This window comes from Adlercreutzia caecimuris B7, assembly GCF_000403355.2.
Classification (GTDB): Bacteria; Actinomycetota; Coriobacteriia; order Coriobacteriales; family Eggerthellaceae; genus Adlercreutzia; species Adlercreutzia caecimuris.
This window is the reverse complement of record NZ_KE159646.1, coordinates 2,288,976-2,306,510: the sequence shown is the minus strand read 5'-3', so window position 1 is coordinate 2,306,510 and position 17,535 is coordinate 2,288,976. Positions and strand designations below refer to the sequence as shown.

At 63.5% G+C, this 17,535-nt stretch carries 19 protein-coding genes and 1 tRNA gene; 16 read left to right on the top strand and 4 right to left on the bottom strand.

Annotated features, from left to right (window positions below):
* Positions 1-3 precede the first annotated feature (3 nt).
* On the bottom strand, positions 4-423 hold the full coding sequence (locus tag C811_RS13325) for a hypothetical protein (protein WP_022926635.1): 420 nt from the start codon (positions 421-423) through the stop codon (positions 4-6).
* Here C811_RS13325 and C811_RS13320 point away from each other — a divergent pair.
* The 4 genes from C811_RS13320 to C811_RS13305 all read left to right on the top strand — a co-directional run bounded on the left by C811_RS13320 (position 414) and on the right by C811_RS13305 (position 3,384).
* Entirely contained in the window at positions 414-764 is a 351-nt protein-coding gene (locus C811_RS13320) for a 4Fe-4S dicluster domain-containing protein (RefSeq protein WP_084811526.1), read from the top strand. The two genes, C811_RS13325 and C811_RS13320, sit on opposite strands and share 10 nt — an antisense overlap.
* 269 nt (positions 765-1,033) lie before the next feature.
* On the top strand, positions 1,034-2,410 hold the full coding sequence (locus C811_RS13315) for an MATE family efflux transporter (RefSeq protein ID WP_016310189.1): 1,377 nt from the start codon (positions 1,034-1,036) through the stop codon (positions 2,408-2,410).
* A 233-nt stretch (positions 2,411-2,643) separates the two neighbouring features.
* Positions 2,644-3,060, top strand: coding sequence for a YjdF family protein (locus C811_RS13310; RefSeq protein WP_016310188.1), 417 nt, complete (start codon positions 2,644-2,646; stop codon positions 3,058-3,060).
* Positions 3,061-3,138: 78 nt separating this feature from the next.
* A complete protein-coding gene (locus C811_RS13305) occupies positions 3,139-3,384 on the top strand; it encodes a hypothetical protein (protein WP_016310187.1) in 246 nt (81 codons plus the stop codon).
* Between the two features lie 296 nt (positions 3,385-3,680).
* On the opposite strand, the gene C811_RS13300 is transcribed toward C811_RS13305, so the two are convergent.
* The 3 genes from C811_RS13300 to C811_RS13290 form a co-directional block, all read right to left on the bottom strand.
* Positions 3,681-3,756, bottom strand: a tRNA-Gly gene (locus tag C811_RS13300).
* Between the two features lie 41 nt (positions 3,757-3,797).
* Complete coding sequence (locus C811_RS13295) at positions 3,798-5,213, bottom strand: site-specific integrase (protein ID WP_016310185.1); 1,416 nt, start codon at positions 5,211-5,213, stop codon at positions 3,798-3,800.
* A complete protein-coding gene (locus C811_RS13290) occupies positions 5,176-5,487 on the bottom strand; it encodes a helix-turn-helix domain-containing protein (RefSeq protein WP_016310184.1) in 312 nt (103 codons plus the stop codon). The genes C811_RS13295 and C811_RS13290 overlap by 38 nt, the downstream gene beginning before the upstream one ends.
* Before the next feature lie 722 nt (positions 5,488-6,209).
* On the opposite strand from C811_RS13290, the gene C811_RS13285 reads away from it, so the two are divergent.
* The 12 genes from C811_RS13285 (at position 6,210) to C811_RS13235 (ending at position 17,535) form a co-directional block, all read left to right on the top strand.
* Positions 6,210-6,776, top strand: a complete 567-nt coding sequence (locus tag C811_RS13285) for a DUF1062 domain-containing protein (protein ID WP_016310183.1) — start codon at positions 6,210-6,212, stop codon at positions 6,774-6,776.
* A gap of 20 nt (positions 6,777-6,796) precedes the next feature.
* Positions 6,797-7,066, top strand: a complete 270-nt coding sequence (locus C811_RS0103985; protein WP_022926632.1) for a helix-turn-helix domain-containing protein — start codon at positions 6,797-6,799, stop codon at positions 7,064-7,066.
* A 169-nt stretch (positions 7,067-7,235) separates the two neighbouring features.
* Entirely contained in the window at positions 7,236-7,553 is a 318-nt protein-coding gene (locus tag C811_RS13280) for a helix-turn-helix domain-containing protein (protein WP_016310182.1), read from the top strand.
* A gap of 176 nt (positions 7,554-7,729) precedes the next feature.
* The gene (locus C811_RS13275) at positions 7,730-8,311 is read left to right on the top strand and encodes a hypothetical protein (protein WP_016310181.1); all 582 of its coding nucleotides are present in this window, start codon (positions 7,730-7,732) and stop codon (positions 8,309-8,311) included.
* Complete coding sequence (locus tag C811_RS13270) at positions 8,308-10,158, top strand: VirD4-like conjugal transfer protein, CD1115 family (protein ID WP_016310180.1); 1,851 nt, start codon at positions 8,308-8,310, stop codon at positions 10,156-10,158. The genes C811_RS13275 and C811_RS13270 overlap by 4 nt, the downstream gene beginning before the upstream one ends.
* A gap of 190 nt (positions 10,159-10,348) precedes the next feature.
* Positions 10,349-10,564, top strand: coding sequence for a hypothetical protein (locus C811_RS13265; protein WP_016310179.1), 216 nt, complete (start codon positions 10,349-10,351; stop codon positions 10,562-10,564).
* Between the two features lie 9 nt (positions 10,565-10,573).
* On the top strand, positions 10,574-10,981 hold the full coding sequence (locus tag C811_RS13260; protein WP_016310178.1) for a PrgI family mobile element protein: 408 nt from the start codon (positions 10,574-10,576) through the stop codon (positions 10,979-10,981).
* A 25-nt stretch (positions 10,982-11,006) separates the two neighbouring features.
* Positions 11,007-13,472 (top strand): VirB4-like conjugal transfer ATPase, CD1110 family, encoded by a 2,466-nt coding sequence (locus tag C811_RS13255; protein ID WP_035009621.1) that lies wholly within the window; start codon positions 11,007-11,009, stop codon positions 13,470-13,472.
* Positions 13,469-15,130 carry an NlpC/P60 family protein gene (locus C811_RS13250; RefSeq protein ID WP_016310176.1) on the top strand — a complete coding sequence of 554 codons (1,662 nt, stop codon included), beginning with the start codon at positions 13,469-13,471 and terminating at the stop codon, positions 15,128-15,130. The genes C811_RS13255 and C811_RS13250 overlap by 4 nt, the downstream gene beginning before the upstream one ends.
* Before the next feature lie 13 nt (positions 15,131-15,143).
* Complete coding sequence (locus C811_RS13245) at positions 15,144-15,887, top strand: hypothetical protein (RefSeq protein ID WP_016310175.1); 744 nt, start codon at positions 15,144-15,146, stop codon at positions 15,885-15,887.
* Positions 15,888-15,897: 10 nt separating this feature from the next.
* Complete coding sequence (locus tag C811_RS13240; RefSeq protein ID WP_016310174.1) at positions 15,898-16,899, top strand: VirB6/TrbL-like conjugal transfer protein, CD1112 family; 1,002 nt, start codon at positions 15,898-15,900, stop codon at positions 16,897-16,899.
* 132 nt (positions 16,900-17,031) lie between these two features.
* A complete protein-coding gene (locus C811_RS13235; protein WP_016310173.1) occupies positions 17,032-17,535 on the top strand; it encodes a hypothetical protein in 504 nt (167 codons plus the stop codon).

Here is a 17,535-nt window from a genome sequence, read left to right as displayed (position 1 = left end):
AGGTCACGAGTCGCGCCGCTTCTCCCTCAGCGCCTTATAGCCGACGAGCTGAACGGTTAGAAAGTCACGCAGCGATTCCTCATAAGACAGGATGGGGTATCCCGTTTCCTCGCAGGCGGCTCGCTGAATGGGAAGCGGATGGGTCGCGGGGTAGAGCCCGGAAGCGTAATCCGACAAATCCATGAGGAACCTGGCGGAGTCGGCAGAATCATCGATGAGGCCCCATGCGATAAGCAGGCTCGACCCCTCGGTCATCATGGCGATAATCTCGCGCTTGCATTCGACGAGGCATTCCAGGCGCACGTTGGTCTCTATGATGCTCGCCAAAAGCGCCCCGAGCCTTCCGAAGTCCCTGTGCGAGGCGAGCATTGCCGCCAGAACGGCCGAAGCAGCCTTAAGGCCTTCGAGGGAAGATGCGTCCAAAGACCCGTGAGCACATCGCGCGAAGCTACCGGATTCCTTGCACGGGATGCGGGTACTGCATGCCTTGTCCCAAAGGGGTGAACATCCCCATGTGCTTCGCGGCCTACAACACGTCTTTCGCTCACGGCTGGTACCAGGGCATGCACCAGTACATCACGGCATCGGGGGCCATGGTGGGTGAGGCACGTTTCGCGAGCGATTGCGTCAAGTGCGGAGCCTGCCTTGAGAAGTGCCCTCAGCATGTCCAGATCCCGAGCGAGCTGACGTCGGTGAAGCGGCGCCTTCAGATTCCCGGCCTCCCGGCCCTGGTCAGGCTCGGCGTGAAACTGATGAGCCGCTAGCGTTAGCGTGCGAGCTCCCCTTGCCAGCCCATGCGCCCGGTGAGATAATCCATGTGCTTGAGTAATCGCATCGACAGGAACAGCCATGAAGCTCTGCATTGGGGCGGCTCCGGAAGCGCACAGACGAGACGCTGACCGGAGCGAAGCCTGATAAATCGTCGGCCCCCGCAACCCGCTACGGGTTGCTTCGGCTTGCGCAGACGAACGATGGGCACGGGAACGGGCATGCGTCCGTTCCTTTTTGTTCTCACCCCATCGAAAGGCTTTCCATGTCAGCATCTGCAGATCACACGTCATCCCTTCTGGAGGGAAGCGCCCCGAAGCGCCTGGCGGCGTTCTCCGCCCCGCTCGTCGCGGCGAACCTCCTCCAATACGTCTACCAGTTCGTCGATATGGGCGTCGTCGGCAACGTCGTCGGCGAGACGGGGCTTGTCGCAATCAGCAACGCCTCCGCCATCGTCTTCATCATCAGCTCGATAGCCATAGGGTTCATGTCGGGCTGCACCGTCGCGGTGGGCAACCGCGTGGGTGCTCGCGACGAGCAGGGCCAGCGCCGCGCATTCATCGCATCTCTTGGAGTTGCCCTGCTGGGGGCTGCGGCGATCACGCTGGCAGGCTGCGCGTTCGCGAAGCCCATTTTCACCCTCATGGGCGTTCCCGACGCCTCGCTCGCCCAAACGGCCGCGTACCTCGAGATCGTCTCTCTGGGCACAGCCGGCCTCTTCCTGCTCAACGCCGCGTGCGCGTTCCTGCGGGCGCAGGGGGACTCCGCCGGCCCGCTCGCCATCATGGCCTTCTCTGCCGCGGCGAACGTGGCCCTCGACCTCATCCTCATCGCGGGCGCCGGCCTCGGCGTGGTCGGCGCCGCCATCGCCACCGTGGCCGCCCAGGGAGCGGGGGCGGTCTTCGCCCTGTGGCTCGCGCGACACAGGTACGCCTCCGCCCGGAGCGTGCTCCGCTCCATGCGCGAAGCCCGGGAGCGGGGGAAAGCGATCGCGGCCGCACGGGATGTCCTCCGCGTGGGCGCCCCCATGGCCGTGCAGCAGGCCGTCATCAACCTCTCCTACGTCCTCGTGACCGCATGGCTCAACTCCTACGGCCCGACCATCGCCGCCGCCTCCGGAGTCGGCCTCAAGATAAGCACCATCGCGGGGCTTCCCTGCTGGGGCGTCGGCCAGGCCGTCTCCGCCGCGGTCTCGCAGAGCATCGGAGCCGGGATGCCCGAGCGGGCGATCGCATTCGCCAAGTCGGGCTGCCTCGTGGCCATTGCCGCCACTGTGGGCATCCAGATCGTCGTGCAGCTGGGCGCGGGATGGCTCGTCTCGCTCTTCGGGGATTCGAGCCGGGAGCTCATCAACGCAGCAGTCCTCTACCTTCGCATCACCTGCAGCGTGAACGGGATCTTCTACGCGGCAATGTACGCCCTCGACTCATTCGCCCTGGCCTCGGGCGCGCCGAAGCTGGCCCTGGCGAACTCCCTTATCGACGCTTTCGCCATGAGGGCAGGGCTGGCCTGGCTCCTGTCCGTCCCCCTGGGTTGCGGCTTCATTGGAATCTACGCAGCGCAGGCGGCGGCACCGGTTCTTCCCGCGGTCGTCGGCTTCGTCTACCTCCAGCTGTGGGAGCGAAGGAACCTGTCAAGGTAGCAATCGTCTCGCCCCGTGCTCATGACGGGCAGTCAGAAACATGCTCGCCGAAACCCTCTGTCTTCAGGCGGAGGGCTTTTCCGTTTCTCCTGCGGTATACTTCCCCCGAAGGTAAAAACACGGCCCCGTCGGGTAGTCGGGGTGCGGCCGCCCTCCTGCGTCGTGCCGTCAGTAACCTGCCTCCTTGGTTGTCCCTCCTTCAGGTTCGTCATCTACATAAAGGAGGGACAGCGATGAGCCTGTGCAAACTCACCGTGCGCTTCGAGGAGCCGTTCTGGGTCGGCCTCGTCGAGCGCGAGGACGGCGACGGCTACAGCGTGGCGAAGCACGTCTTCGGGGCAGAGCCCACCACGCCCGAGGTGTCCGACTTCATCCGCGACCACTGGAACGACCTTCGCTTCACGCACGAGGTCCAGGTCGAGGCCAAGGAGTCCAAGCGCATCAGCCCCAAGAGGCTCCGCCGCATGATCGAGAAGGAGATGCGATCGGACGCCTGGCGCGGGACCAAGGCGCAGCAGACTCTCTCAGAGCAGCGCGCCATGGCGATAGAATCCGGCGAGGCGCTTTCCCGGCAGCAGAAGGAAGAACGCAGGCGCGAGCAGTTTGCCAAGCGGACGGAGAAGCGCAAGCAGAAGCACCGCGGCCACTAGAAGCTCAGCCGAGGCCCCGCAGTCCGCAACCGGATCCCACGCCTGCTCCTCCTCAACACCGGCATGAGACCGGAGGAGATGCTTGCCGTCCGCGCGGGGAGCATCGTCTTCGACGGCAACGAGACCATCATCAGCATCACGGGCGCGCTCGACCGTGACGGGAAGACCATCAAGGACTACCCCAAGTCGGATGCCGGTCGCCGGTCGGTTCCCGTGGACGACTACACAGCCGACACCGCGCGGGCGTGGATCGAGCTCAAGTCGGAGGCGGCGAGGGACCAGGGCCTGAAGCCCTCCATGAGCTTCCTTCGAGCCGCCACCTAGGCGTCGCTCGTGATGATTTGCTGAAATGATCGAGGGTTTTAAGGAGGTTAGAGTATAATGTTTTCCCATTGCGGGCGTCGCCAAGTGGTAAGGCCCAAGCTTCCCAAGCTGTTGCACTACCCGGTGCAATTTCTCTTGAAAAGCCTTTCTGACCTCGTAAGATTTGTAAACCGTCTTTCATTGTAACAAGCGCACGGGATAAAAGACGGGAAAAATCGACACGTTTTCATTTCAGTTCAAAATGCTCATAGGAATGCAAGAACGCCGTCTTCGAGACGGCGTTCGATTTTGTCATATGGAGCGGGCGACGGGACTCGAACCCGCGAAATCCTGGCTTGGGAAGCCAGTGCCTTACCACTTGGCGACGCCCGCGTTCCGTCAAATTATACGCCATTGCTCTTCGATGGCTCCGACTAATAGATAAAACCACAATCCTGGCCGGAGGAACGGATGTAGTCAATGTATCTGCTTCCTATTCCCATGGCCGTATTCGGAACATAGCCAGCGTAGAGGTCGAGTGTATAGGACGGACTCTCATGGCCCATGAGCACCGACACGGTCTTGATGTTCTCGCCGTTTGCGAGGTTCAGCGTTGCGAAGGTGTGCCGCAGGGAATAGGGGCGGATGCCCTCGAAGCCATTCTCCTCGATGAACTTCACCCAGTGCTTCCGCCAGGTGTTGTAGGCATAGGGCCTGGGCCCTTCGGACATGAGCGGCATCCTCATGGTGGGCATCAAGCCCATGTCCTCTATCATCTGCGACTTGACCGCGATCCATTCCTTGGCCGTGTCGGCCAGGATTGAGTCGCTGGGGATGGTCCGCCGCCCGGCATCGGTCTTCGGGTAGTCCTCTATCTTCACACCGCCACGCTTCACCGCGCTGGTGATGCGGGTCGCGGGCTCCGGGCCGGTGAACAAGAAGCTGCCCGGCATCAGTGCCTGCATCTCCTCCGGCCTTATCCCGGTGCAGAAAAGCGCAAGGAAGCTCAGCTTGACCCAGCCAAGCGGCAACTTCAAGACGGCCTCCAAGAACCGCATGGCCTCATCGGCCATCAGCGGGTCGATGAGCGGCTTGCTCTGCTTGAAAACCCGGCTGAGGAAGCGTGCATGGGCCGGGTTCTTGGGCACCTGCTCCTTCTCGAAGGCGTAGTTGTACATCTCCCGCAGGAACTTGAGTACTTTCGCCTGCGTGTCCGAACCGGCAATCGGGGGCTCTTTGAGCGGGGTGACGAGGGTCTTCTTCTTTTTGACCCAGGCAGCGGTCTTGCGGTTCTCTTCGAGCTGCCTGATGCGATCCTGCCCCCATTGGCGCGAGAGGCGGGGTATCGCAATCAGGCATCCCTCCACGTCATCGGAGGTGACCTTGCATACCATCTTGTCGCCGATGGTCGCGTTGATGTAGCGAAGGTAGTTGAGCTCGTTCTTGATGGTTTCCGGAGACACCGAACCGTGGCTCCTCACCTCGACATAGCGCTCTGCGTACTCCGTAAGCGTCGAGGTGCAATAGCCGTCTTCGCCTACGGGGAGCGACAATGCCTTCCGCTCGGAAGATTCGAGCGCCAGCTTGTATTCGGCAATGGCTTTTTCCAGCTCGTCGTTCTTCTCGTCCTCGAAAGCCCTGACCTCGCTTTGAAGCTCGCGGCGGTTGAGGGCGAAGACCCTCCGCGTGAACTTCGTCTTTCCTTCGAGGTAGACCCGGTAGTCCTTTGGGACGCGAATTGTGAGCTCGTAGAGCGTCGTGCGGGAATCTTCCCTTGCGATGCGGGGCTTACCCTTCGCTTTGCGAACCTCATCAAGGTTGTATGGCTTGTCGCATCTCAGTAGCTGCATAGGTGTCGCCTTTCTTCTCGCGGCGATCTTTGTAGAGATAGTTGAGCAACCCCAGCTTCGGAATGAGCCAACGGATGCCGATGCGGCACCCCTGCATCTCGCCCTTGTTCAACAGCTTGCGAATCTCCTGGCCCGTCGTGCCGGTGAAAGCCGCCACGTTGTCGGGGGTCATCATGTAGGGGTACTGCTCAAGCATGAACAGGTAGAGTCCGTCCGGATCGGCCGCCGCAAGGCGCGCCTCGTCTATCTCCATCTCGCCATAGGTTTCCTTCATAGTCGCCTCCTCTCGAAAGTGAGGCGGCCAGCGTCGCTGACCGCGATGATGGGGTGTTTGGATAAGCGCCACAACGATGCGAAAGCCCCAAGCGCATGCTTGCGCAGAGCGCGCAGTTGTGGCGCAACTGAGTGTTCGATGCGGTTGTCAGGGTGCGCGTCTATGCGAATGACAAATTGCTGTTTTGCAGGTTTCTCAATTCGTTACAAAGACGCATCGCACCGTATGACTAAAAAGTCGAAATGGCTGGAGTTGTTCCCAAAGAGAGGAAGAATGTCATCGCTTTAGGTACCAAGCGTGTAGGCAAAATGCTCGTTCTATAATGCGCGCCTCGCATTTACTCATCGAGTTGGTAAAATTAAACGCAAGTCAGCGCGGCCTTTGGCAAGCGGCGCTTCGAGATCGGAACAGGTTTGGATTACTAGCGACGCCCGTTCGGGCACCCATATAGCCGTTGATTGACGGCCGCGTTATACGGGTGTTATGCCGTTAGTTTGTTATACCTAAAATCATTCAAGCTAAATCGCATAAGTTCGGGTAGTCGAACACCATCTGTCGCGGCCTCCGTTCCAGGAGAAGCCAAGACCCAAAGTCGGCACGCTATAGGGCATTCCGACTGAGAAGCGCTACAGGCGTGTAGCCTGCTCGCGTAATCTTCGCCTCCATCTTGCCGGAACCTTCAACGGCTTCTGCCAATCCGACAAGACAGAAAGCGAAAGACCGTGGAACAAGCTACCTGGAGGGTGCGCTCTATCGGGCTGCCCACCCTCAACAGATATTGCAAGAAGTGCAAACAAGTCGCCGAGTTCGAGTGCTCGGAGATGTTCAGAGTCAATGCCCAGCGGAAAATGCTGGACGTATGGCTCATCTATAAGTGCATTGAGTGCGGCTGCACCTGGAACGCCCCGATTCTTTCCCGGGTCAGGGTATCGGCCGCGCAAGATGACGATTTGGCGGGTTATACGGAGAATAGCCCCGATTTGGTCGCTAATCACGCATTTGACTTTCAGCTGCTCAAAAGGCTGGGAGCCGAGGTGAACCTTCCGCCCTACGTGATCGACGGCGAGGCTCTGCCTCCTGGAGAAAACGTTCTGTTGCTAATCGAAAACCCTTTGAATCTGCCCCTGCGCATAGAGTCTGTAATCCGAAAAGGGCTCGGGTGCAGCAAGAGGCATTTTCTAAACTTGGTGGAGAGGAAGGTCGTCTCGTGTCGTGACGGGATTGACCTAACCAAGGCGAAGGTCGGGGCCTCTATCGAGCTTGTCGTTCTCAGACAACAAGGTTTATAGAGCAACGACTCGGCTTGCAGATGGAACTCTCAGATTACATAGTCAAGCTAATCGAGGCCGTTCGAGAAGAGCGTGGCATCAGCGTTGCCGAGCTGGCGCGCAGGTCGGGTATCGACAAAAAGCGCCTGTGGAGAATCTTGAACAATCACCGAACTTTACATGCTGATGAGCTAGTGCGTCTATGTGCGGTGATGAGTTTGGATATGCGCCATCTTCTTCCGTCGGAGCTTCGTGCCGATTTCGAGACTGCGAGGCATCGCTTCTTTGAAGACTTCGGAGGAGGGCGCTAGAGCAAAATGCGATTTTTGGCCCAATGCATAGCTGCGCTCATTCCCAATTTGGGAATAGATCTTCCTCATTTGGGCAGATATGAGCGCAAGGGTATTTTCTTTTCCTAGTCTTGCTTCATGTTCAATCCGAACATGAAGCAAGACGAACCGATGGCAGGCGAATAAGAGGATGGATCACGCAAAGCTGGTCGTCATAAGGATGGAGGAGGCGCGGGACGCGCGCGGCATCAGTGTCGCGGAGCTCGCGCGCCGCGCATCCATCGACCGCAAGCGCCTGTGGTACATCCTCGACGGCCAGCGCCAGATGAGGGCGGACGAGTTCATCAGGCTCTGCGCCGTCATGGGGCTGGACATGGGCCTCTTCCTCACCAACGACATGAAGGAAGAACTCGCATATCGCCGCCAGAGGGTCATCGAGAACTACGGGACGGGCCTCTGCGGCCTCGTTTCCCAACGAACGAGAGGAGTAGAGCGCTGCGCTCACTAAGCACATACAGCGAGAAGAGCATTTTCAAGGCCGTACCTACGGGTACGGCCTTGCTGCGCGCTGCCCTCAACCCCTACATCGCGCCATCGCCATTCCCACAGCCAATCGGAAGCAACCACTTGATTCGATAGCTGCGCGGGGAGGCCTCTTCCCGCCTTTGGGAAGGAGCCTTATACATGGCGAGCGATTACGGCGACGAAGCCGGAAGCAAGATGATAGACGACTTCATGCGCTTCGCGGAGCGCATGGGGGAACGTGCGATGTACACCCGCGCGGCCCAGATGCAGAAGGCGTTCCAGAACGCCACCCGCTCTGCGCAGGAGATCGCCGGTGTCGGCTCTGACGAGCACGAGCAGCCCGAGTGGGCGAAGCTCGACATGCAGGAGTTCCAGGGAATAGGAGACTACGACGGAATCAAGGGGATCATCGAGGACAGGCTCGCTGCGCACGGCGTCAGCTCGGCCTGGTTCCCTGACCCGGAGACCGGCAAGGAATACCTCCTGTTCCGCATCGCGGACGCGAAGGAAGTATGGCAGTCGTTCGCCGAGCTCGCGCGCGAGACAGACGACGCCTGCGCCAAGGCTGCCGAGAAGATCAGAGAGCAGCACGAGAAGGAGCCTTCCCGCGACCGCGACGACCGCACGCTCGACGAGCGAGCCGAGGACGCGCGAGAGGCATCGGCGGCCCTTGAGGCCGAGAGGTCCACCACCAAGGCTCTCTCGAAAGAACCCCGCTTCCAGGAGATGCGGGCGAAGTGACAGCGGTAGGCATCATCTGGGCGGCGGCCCTCTCGGTCATATCCTTTCTCGCTGCGAACGCATACACCGCCTGCCTGCTGTCGCTTCCCGGCAACCCCATCTCCAACCTCACTGCAGCGTTTTCCCATCTTCCCTTCTATCTCATAGGCCACGGCCCCCTCTCGCTCGAGGCTGCCGCGCTCGCGACGGGGCTTGTGGCCGCCTGTTCTGTCTGGTGCGCTTGGGCGTGGTCCCTCACCCACGGGACCGCCCAGCGCCAAGGCGAAGAGCACGGATCCGCCCGCTGGGGCACCGTGCGGGGCGGCCGTAGATTCATGAACACCGAGGATGCCTTCGACAACATCATCCTCACGGAGCACTTCGGGATGGCCATGAGCCGACCCGATCACGACCGCAGGTACGAGCGCAACCGAAACGTGCTCGTCGTGGGAGGTTCCGGCTCCGGCAAGACGCGCGGGTTCTTCGAGCCCAACGTCATGCAGATGTCAGCGAACTACCTCATCACCGACCCCAAGGGAGAGTCGCTTCCGCGCCTGGGCCACATGCTCGACGCGGAGGGCTACAAGGTGCTCTCCTTCAACACCGTGGACTTCTCGAAGTCCCTCCACTACAACCCCATCGCGTACATCCAGGACGAGGCGGACATCCTTGAGTTCGTCACCTGCCTCATCGACAACACCACGGGCGACAAGGAGCACGCGGGCGACCCCTTCTGGGAGAACGCCGAGCGGCTGCTCTACGTGGCGCTCATCGGATACCTCGTCTACCACTGCCCGCCCGAGGACCGGTCCCTGTCGGGGCTCGTGACGCTGCTCTCTCTCGCGAAGGCCAAGGAGTCCGACGAGGACTACAGAAGCCCGCTCGACCTCCTCTTCGAGGAAGCGGAGACGGGCATGCGCTACGTAAAGGCGGGCGACGCGCAAGAGGAGCCCTTCGACCCCACGCGCCGCGTGTCGTACCGACCCGATGCGGGGGCGCACAGGTGGGTGCGCGTGTCCGAGCCGACCCCCGTGGACGCCGACTTCTGCCTTCTGCACTACAAGATGTTCAAGGACGCTGCGGGCAAGACCCTGAAATCAATCCTGGTGTCCTGCAACACGCGCATGGAGCCCTTCGCCATACCGCAGGTGCGCGAGCTTGTGAGCTACGACGAGATGGAGCTGGACCGCCTCGGCGACGAGGGCGAGCGCCGCGCCATCTTCGCCGTCATGTCGGACACCTCATCGCTCTACTCGTTCCTCTTCGCCATCATGATGTGGCAGACCATGAACATCCTCTGCAAGCGCGCCATCAAGCGCTACGGCGGGGCGCTGCCCACGCCCGTGGTGATGCTCATGGACGAGTTCGCCAACATCGGCCGCCTTCCCGACGTGGAGAAGATGGTGGCCGTGGTGCGAAGCCGAAACATCTCGATGGCCTTCGGGCTCCAATCCCTCTCCCAGCTCAAGAGCGCCTACAAGGACGACGCGGCCACGATCATCGACTGCTGCGACACAACGCTGTTTCTGGGCGGCAAGTCCACCGACACGGTGAAGGAGATAGCCGAGTCGATCGGCAAGGAGACCGTCGCCACGATCACCTGGAACGAGAGCCGTGGGCAGTCCGCCTCATCGACGCGCAACTGGAACACCATCGAGCGCGACCTCATGCAGCCCGCCGAGGTGGCGAAGCTGCCGCGCGACGAGGCCATCGTGCTCATAGCGGGCACAGACCCCCTCAAGGACAAGAAGTACGACATCACCGCCCACCCCAGGTGGCACTCGGTCTACCCGGGGCACGAGGGCGCGGCGTTCGACCGTTCCTTCGACTTCGCAGAGTACGCAGAAAGGAGGATGCAGGAGAGGTGATGGTGCGGCGGCCGCACCCTACGGTGCCGAGGTTCGCCCTCCGGGCTTCCCAACCCGAAGCGCGATGGCCGCCGCGATGCAAAGGAGACGGGGTGCGACCCGTCCCCGGCAAAGATTCTAAACGATAGCGCGGCCACACCCGGGCCTCGCGCCCGGCCGCGCGGCAAGATGCAAAGGAGAAAAAGACCCCATGTTGGCAAACATCATCAACCTCGTCTCGGGATGCGTGACGTTCCTGGGCGGCTTCCTCGTCGTCTGGGGCGCGGTGTCGCTGGGCCTCGCCATCCGCGAGCAGCAGGGCGGCGCGCAGATCGCGAGCGCCATCTCGACCATCGCGGGCGGCGGCATCATCATCGCGGCCGCCGTGTACTTCGGAATGCTCGACACGAGCTGGCTCCCGGCATAGGGGGCGGCCATGTTGAGCGTATCCGTGCACAAGGACATCGGCGAGTACACCGAGAAGGTGGTGGGCAAGCTCTCCGCCCGCACGCTCGCCTGCACCGCAGGAGGGCTAGGCGCGGCCGTGGCCGTCGCCGCAGTGGCGAACGTCGGCCTCGGCGTTCCCGTGGACGCCGTGACGCTTCCCGTCATGGCGGCCTCCATGCCGTTCTGGCTGCTCGGCTTCTGGCGGCCGAAGGGCCTCGTTCCCGAGAAGTTCGTGCCGCTCTTCGCAGAGCACGTCCTCGGCGACGGGAAGCTCGTCTACGCCACGGGCTCGCGCCCGGCATCCATCGCCGGTCCCATCGGCTGCGCGAAGATCGACCGTCGCGCGCGCCGCGCCTCCAAGCGAAAGGGGGCGGAGCGCCGTGTCAAGGAACTCTAGCAACCAGAACGAGCAGAAGGCCCTCGTGAGGCCCGGATCCGGTCCCAAGCGATCAAAGTCCTTGGGACGCCGCATGGCGGAGCAGGAGCGCGAGCTCACCGACCAGATGGCGGAGAAGCGCAAGCGCCGCCGTGCGGCCCGAGACGTCTACGGGGCCGTGGGCTTCGACCTCATGTACGAGAACGGCATCGCGCAGGTAGAGGAAGGGCTTTTCAGCCAGACCCTCGCCTTCGACGACATCAGCTACCAGTCTGCGCGCGAGGAGACGCAGCAGGCCATATTCAGCGGGTGGTGCCAGCTGTTCGACTACTTCGGCGCGGAAAGCTGCGTGCAGCTCGCCGTCGTGAACCGCCCCATCCCCGCCGACCTCATCGGCCGCAAGCGCTTCTTCGACGCGAGCGACCCCGCGACAGCGGCCTATGCGGAGGAGTACAACCGCATCCTCAACGACAAGATGCGCGAGGGCGTGTCGAACCTCGTGCGCGAGCGCTACCTCACGTTCTCCGTCGGTGCCGCGAGCATCGAGGAGGCCATCCCCAAGCTCGCCCGCATGAGAACCGACGCGGAGCAGACGCTCGCCAAGATGCGCAGCGCGAGCAGACCGCTTTCCGGCGAGGAACGGCTCGACGCCATCCACGGCCTCCTCCGTCCCGGCAAGCCCAACCTGTTCTCTTGGGAGGCGGTGGGTGCAGCTGGCGGCCTCACGAGCAAGGACCTCATCTGCCCGACGTCCCTCGACTTCAAGCCGGAGGGCTCGGGCACCTGCTTCAAGACCGAGGACACGTGGGGGCAGGTGCTCTCGATCAACCGCTTCGGAAGCGAGCTGTCCGACCGCTGCCTGGCCGACATCATCGACCTTCCCATCCCGCTCGCCATCTCCATCCACGTGCAGGCCATGGATAAGTCAAAGGCCGTCGCCTTCGTGAAGAAGCGCATCGCGTGGATGGACAAGGAGATAATCGACGAGCAGATGAGCGCGGTGAAGAAGGGCTACGACTTCCAGATCCTCCCCTCCGAGCTCAAATACTCCAAGGAGGAGGCGGAAGACCTCCTCGACCACCTGCAGAACCGCAACCAGCGCCTCTACGTCTACACGGGCCTCGTCTACACCTACGCGCCTACGCGCGAGCAGCTGGACGACCAGGTGATGCAGATCGTATCGACCGCGCGCCGAAACTCCATCGAGGCCGACGCGCTCGACTTCCGGCAGCGCGAGGGCCTGAACTCGGTGCTGCCGCTCGGGCACAACCACGTGGAGGTGTCCCGCATGATGACGACCGCGCAGGTCGCCATACAGATGCCCTTCGCGACCCAGGAGCTCGCGCAGACGGGCGGCGGCTACTACGGCCAGAACAAGCAGTCCTCCAACCTCGTGCTCTGCAACCGCAAGCGCCTGGCGAGCCCCATGGGCTTCGTCGCGGGCAAGCCCGGTTCCGGCAAGTCGTTCTCCGTCAAGCGCGAGATAGAGAACACCATCCTCGCTTACCCCGATGACGAGATCATCATTCTCGACCCCGCTGGCGAGTACTCGCCGGTGGTCGTCGCCAACGGGGGCGAGTCCATCAGGTTCGCGCCCGATTCGGACACCCACCTCAACCCGTTCGACCTGGCCGACGTGGCGCACCAGTCGCCCTCGGCGCAGATGGCCTTCAAGATCGACGCCTTCCTGGCGCTGTCCTCCGCGACCATGGCGGAAGGGGCCGAGGGCCTTCCCGAGGCCGACAAGTCCATCATCAGCCGGTGCGTGGAGGCGGCCTACCGCGAGGCGGCCGAGACGGGGCGCGATCCGCTGCTGGGCGACTTCCACCGCATCTTGAAGGAGCAGCCCGAGCCGGAGGCCCGGGACATCGCGCTTCGCTACGAGCGCTACGTCGAAGGCGCGCTGTCGTTCTTCAACCATCCCTCCAACGTGGGCTTCGAGAGGCGCATCACCAACATCGACTTCAAGGACCTCTCCGAGAACATGCGCGCCTTCGGCATCATCGCCGTCCTTGAGAGCGTCCGAAACCGCATGTACTACAACTACGAGCGCGGCATCACGACCTGGCTCTACATCGACGAGGTGCAGTCGCTGTTCGGGCACCCCGCCATCATCAGCTACTTCTCGAAGTACTGGGCGGAGGGCCGCAAGTTCAACCTCATCGCCACGGGCATCACGCAGAACAGCGTCTACATGCTCGACCACGAGGAAGCCCGGAACATGGTGCTGAACTCCGACTTCGTGCTCCTGCACAAGCAGTCGCCGCTCGACCGTCGCGCCTGGGCAGAGCTCCTCGACATGAGCGCCCAGGAGGCCTCCTACATCGACGAGTCCGTGCGCGCGGGAGAAGGGCTGCTCATCGCGGGCGGCGCTCGCGTCCCCTTGAAGGACGACTTCCCGAAGGGCAAGCTCTACGAGCTGTTCAACACCAAGCCCGAGGAGATAGCCGCCAAGAAGCGCGAGAGCGACTTCGCCAAGAGGGCCCGTCGCCGAAAGGGCGCTGACCAGTGACGCAACTAGCCAAGGGTGCGCAGGCGTCCGCCACGGCCACGGAAGCCGCCGTGTCCGCCACGGAGGGCGCGGTCGATGCGGCCGAGGTCGCCCGCGCGACGCGCACAGATGCCGTCTCCTCCGGGCTCGTCCGAAAGTCGGGCGACCGCAGGGCCGAGGGGCGCAAGCCCAAAGGCTCGAAGCCCTCCGTGAAGCAGAGCCGTTCCAAAGGCGAAGGGAAAGCAGATGCCAAGGCTGCCGACGAACCCGCTTCACAAGAGGCGAAGTCGGCCCTCCAAGCGCGCAGGCACCTCGCCGCGCTCGCTGCCGATGCAGCTGCCGACGAGGCGGACGATTCCGACGAGCTTGAGGGGACGGGAGACGCTTACCGGGCGTCGAGGGCCGCTATCCACGCCGCCAGGCGCGAGAAGGCATCCGTCGCCAACCCCGAGAAGGCCACGCCTGCGAAAGAGGCAGCGACGGAGGCCAAGGCGATAAGGCGCATCGGCAAGGGCACGGAAGCCGAGGCATCCGCGAAGAGGACGGCGGAGATGCGGCGCGCGCAGTCCCGCCGGACATGGCTGCGAGCCAGGACGGCTCGCGCCTCCGAGTCCGCAACGGCTGCAAAGGCCGCTGGGGAGGCTACCAGGAAAGGCGCGGCCAAGACCCTCGCAGGAGCGGCCGCCTCCGCAGCAGGTCCCGTGGCAGGGGCGCTCTCGGGCGTCCTGTGCTTCGTGCTCGCGGTCCTGGTCGTCTCGCAGCTCATGAGCGCCATCTTCGGCTTCTGGAAGAGCGAGGCGGCCAAGGCGTCGCTCGACGGCCTGCCTCCCTACATCACGGTGGAGATGGTTGAGGCGGCCCTTGAGTGCCAGGAGAAGTACGGGCACCCCGCCGGATGTACGCTCGCCCAGATCATCTGCGAGAGCGGCGCGGGCGACCACCTCTCGCTCCTTGCGGAGCGCGACAAGAACCTCTTCGGCATCAAGTGGGCCTCGTCCTTCCTCGGCTGCCCGGAGGTCGCGGGCAAGAGATCGTGGGCCACCAACGAGGAGTATGGGGGCCAAGTGGTCGGCATCATGGCCGACTTCACCGTGTTCAAGGGGCACAGGGAGTGCATCGTGTTCAGGAGCCGCGTGCTCCTCGCCAACTCCCGATATTCGGGAAACGCCCTCATCCAGCAGGCTATCGCCGAGAAGAGCTCCGACAAGATGGCGGAGGGCTTGAAGGACGCGGGCTACGCCACCTCCTCGGATTACGTGGCATCCCTCAAATCGGCCATGGACGCCTACGGGCTGCGCCGCTTCGACGGCATGAGCCTTGAGGACTTCCGATCCGGCGCGGCCAACGGCGACGCCATCGTGGCTGCCGCTGTGAGCCAGCTCGGCGTTCCCTACGTATGGGGAGGCACGACGCCCGGCGTCGGTCTCGATTGCTCGGGGCTTACCCAGTACTGCTACGCGCAAGCGGGCATCTCCATCCCCAGGAACTCCGAGGACCAGGCCTCCGCAGGGCGGCGCGTGCCGCTCTCCGAAGCGAAGCCCGGGGACATCCTCTGGCGTCCGGGCCACGTCGCCATCTACGCAGGCGGCGACGAGTACATCCACGAGCCCCACACCGGGGACGTTTGCAGGCGCGCGAGCGGCATCGCCTACTTCACGTGCGCCATCCGATTCCGATAGACAAGGAGAGAGAATGCAGAAGAAGAACAAGGTAATGCTCGCAGCGGCCGTTGGCATGGTGGCCATCGTCATCGGCAGCACGGCGGTCCGCTGCTCGATCGCGCACACGGTCGAGGAGAGCGCGCAGAGCGAAGCGCAGGCGCCCGTCGAGAGCATCGCGCAGGATGCCGGCGGCACGGCATCGGCCGCGGACGCATCCCAGGAGATCGCGAAGCTGCTCCAGGGCAACGTGTGGCAGGCTGAGGGCGCGCCCGAGAAGACCATCGAGTTCCGGGAGGGCTCCTTCGTGGAGAGCGACGGGACGTCGGTGAGGCTGACCGTGTTCGACGCCAAGGAGGCCGGCGAGGGCAACGGCCAGAAGCACCTCGACATCGACTTCATGCGCGAGGGCGACCCCTACGCCACCTCCGCCTCGATCATCGTGGAGGAGAAAGACGGCGCTCTCACCGTCGCGAGCGACGCCTTCGCGGTGGAGCCGCGCTACGTGCAGGGCAAGGCCGCCGGCACGGCCGTGAGCGTGTCCGGGCTCGCCGAGCCCTACACGGGCCTCATCGACGGCAAGGCGGCCGAGCTCGCCTCGGCCGTCGGCTCGTGGTGCGCAGCGCACGCCCCCTCCGCCACCACGGCCTCCTTCGACGGCGAGGTGTACCTGGACGTGCGCGGCGGGCGCGTGAGCGCGACGTTCCATCTGGACGACGCGGCCTCCACCATCGTCACGGCGGCGTACGAGGACGGCTCGTTCGCCGTGGCCGGGTAGGCGGCGCCCCATGGCAGCGTTCCTCAAGCAGGCGGCAGCGGGCCGCGGGTTCGCCGTGGCGTTCTCGGCGGCGGCGCTTCTGTGCGCGCTCCTGCTCGCGTGCCCGAGCCCCGCCTTCGCCGACATAGCGGGCGACATCAACGCTTGGCTCTGCGGGATTCTCCGCGACACCTGCAACTGGATATTCTCAAGCCAGGCCGACATGCTGAAGTCCATCGGAGCGGGAGGCGTCCTCTCCTCCGGCTTCGACCAGATGCTCGGGCAGGCAGGCACCGTCACGATGTACGACGTCGTGCGCGGCGTGTGGCAGCACGCGATCCTGCCCATCGGGTGCGGGATGCTCTCGTTCGTGTTCACCGTGCAGCTCATCAAGGTGTCGCAGAGGATGGACGGCAACGCCACGATGCCCGGCGTGAAGGAGGTCGTCTTCATGCTGGTGTTCTTCGCGGTGTTCCTCTTTCTCATACAGAACAGCTTCGACCTGATGGCCGCCGTCTACGAGGTGGTGAGGCTCGCCATCGACCGCGTGGTCGGCCTGTTCGGCCAGGGCATGCCGCTCGACCTGTCGGCGGTCTCCATCACCACGACCGACGACGACGTGGCCGCCCTCATCGCGATGCTCGTGGTGGCGCTCGTGTCGTGGCTCGTCGTCATCGTGGCCTACGTGGTCGCCCTCGTCGTGAGCTGGGCGCGCGCCATCCAGATCTACGTCATGGCCGCCTTCAGCCCCATCCCCCTCGCGCTCACCTCCCTCGACGAGACGCGCCAGATGGGCGTGGGCTACCTGAAGAACTTCGTGGCCGTGTGCCTCGCGGGCGTCATCATCCTGGTGCTGCTCGTGTCCTTCCCGATCGTGCTGGGCGGCCTCAACGCCGCAGGCGCGGGCGTGCCGGTGGTGGACTCCATCGTGGGAGGCCTCTCCTACGCGCTCCAATACCTCGCCATGTGCGTGCTGCTCATCCTCTCGCTCGTGAAGAGCGGGTCATGGGCGCGCGACATCATGGGAGGTTGACCCGCATGGGCGCCAGCGCGCGCGGCCCCTAGCGCGCAAGAGCAACCGCAAGACCGACCGACAAAGGAGCGCATGCGGCCCTTCCCCCGTTACCGGCGGCCGCCGCGCTCGACGATGCAAAGGAGACAACCCATGGCAGAAGAGACCGCCACCCCCAAGAAGAACGTCTACATCTCGCTCCACGAGTCCTTCGTCCACGAGGGCATCAAGTACACCGACAAGAAGACCGGGCAGGAGAAGACCTTCAACGTCGTGCGCCTGCCCAAGGACACCATCATCGACGGCAAGGACGTGGGCGGCTGCGAGTTCAGCCCCCTCTACGTGAACCCCTCGAAGTTCCGCGGCGAGCACTGGCGCGACATCCCGCTTCTGGCCGACCGCGAGGTGCAGCTGCGCCGCGACGTGCGCGACATCGAGGGCAACCCCATCGTCGGCGACGACGGGAAGCGCGAGAAAGAGGTCATCAAGGTCACGCCCGACCAGATCAAGACGGCGCTCTCCGAGGCGCGCAAGCGCTACGCAGCGGAGCACGCAAAGGACGACCGGGGACTCGCCGAGCGCGCCGAGGGGGCCAAGGAGGCATCCGAGTCGATGGAGAAGGGCGCAGACCGCCCTTTGGACCGCGATGGCCGCTAG

Coding starts and splice junctions, on each gene's coding strand:
- C811_RS0103985 (WP_022926632.1), top strand. CDS start 6,797: ATGGAACTCTCAGATTACATAGTCAAGCTAATCGAGGCCGTTCGAGAA.
- C811_RS13265 (WP_016310179.1), top strand. CDS start 10,349: ATGTTGGCAAACATCATCAACCTCGTCTCGGGATGCGTGACGTTCCTG.
- C811_RS13305 (WP_016310187.1), top strand. CDS start 3,139: ATGCTTGCCGTCCGCGCGGGGAGCATCGTCTTCGACGGCAACGAGACC.
- C811_RS13315 (WP_016310189.1), top strand. CDS start 1,034: ATGTCAGCATCTGCAGATCACACGTCATCCCTTCTGGAGGGAAGCGCC.
- C811_RS13280 (WP_016310182.1), top strand. CDS start 7,236: ATGGATCACGCAAAGCTGGTCGTCATAAGGATGGAGGAGGCGCGGGAC.
- C811_RS13320 (WP_084811526.1), top strand. CDS start 414: ATGCGTCCAAAGACCCGTGAGCACATCGCGCGAAGCTACCGGATTCCT.
- C811_RS13290 (WP_016310184.1), bottom strand. CDS start 5,487: ATGAAGGAAACCTATGGCGAGATGGAGATAGACGAGGCGCGCCTTGCG.
- C811_RS13260 (WP_016310178.1), top strand. CDS start 10,574: ATGTTGAGCGTATCCGTGCACAAGGACATCGGCGAGTACACCGAGAAG.
- C811_RS13310 (WP_016310188.1), top strand. CDS start 2,644: ATGAGCCTGTGCAAACTCACCGTGCGCTTCGAGGAGCCGTTCTGGGTC.
- C811_RS13235 (WP_016310173.1), top strand. CDS start 17,032: ATGGCAGAAGAGACCGCCACCCCCAAGAAGAACGTCTACATCTCGCTC.
- C811_RS13295 (WP_016310185.1), bottom strand. CDS start 5,213: ATGCAGCTACTGAGATGCGACAAGCCATACAACCTTGATGAGGTTCGC.
- C811_RS13275 (WP_016310181.1), top strand. CDS start 7,730: ATGGCGAGCGATTACGGCGACGAAGCCGGAAGCAAGATGATAGACGAC.
- C811_RS13245 (WP_016310175.1), top strand. CDS start 15,144: ATGCAGAAGAAGAACAAGGTAATGCTCGCAGCGGCCGTTGGCATGGTG.
- C811_RS13240 (WP_016310174.1), top strand. CDS start 15,898: ATGGCAGCGTTCCTCAAGCAGGCGGCAGCGGGCCGCGGGTTCGCCGTG.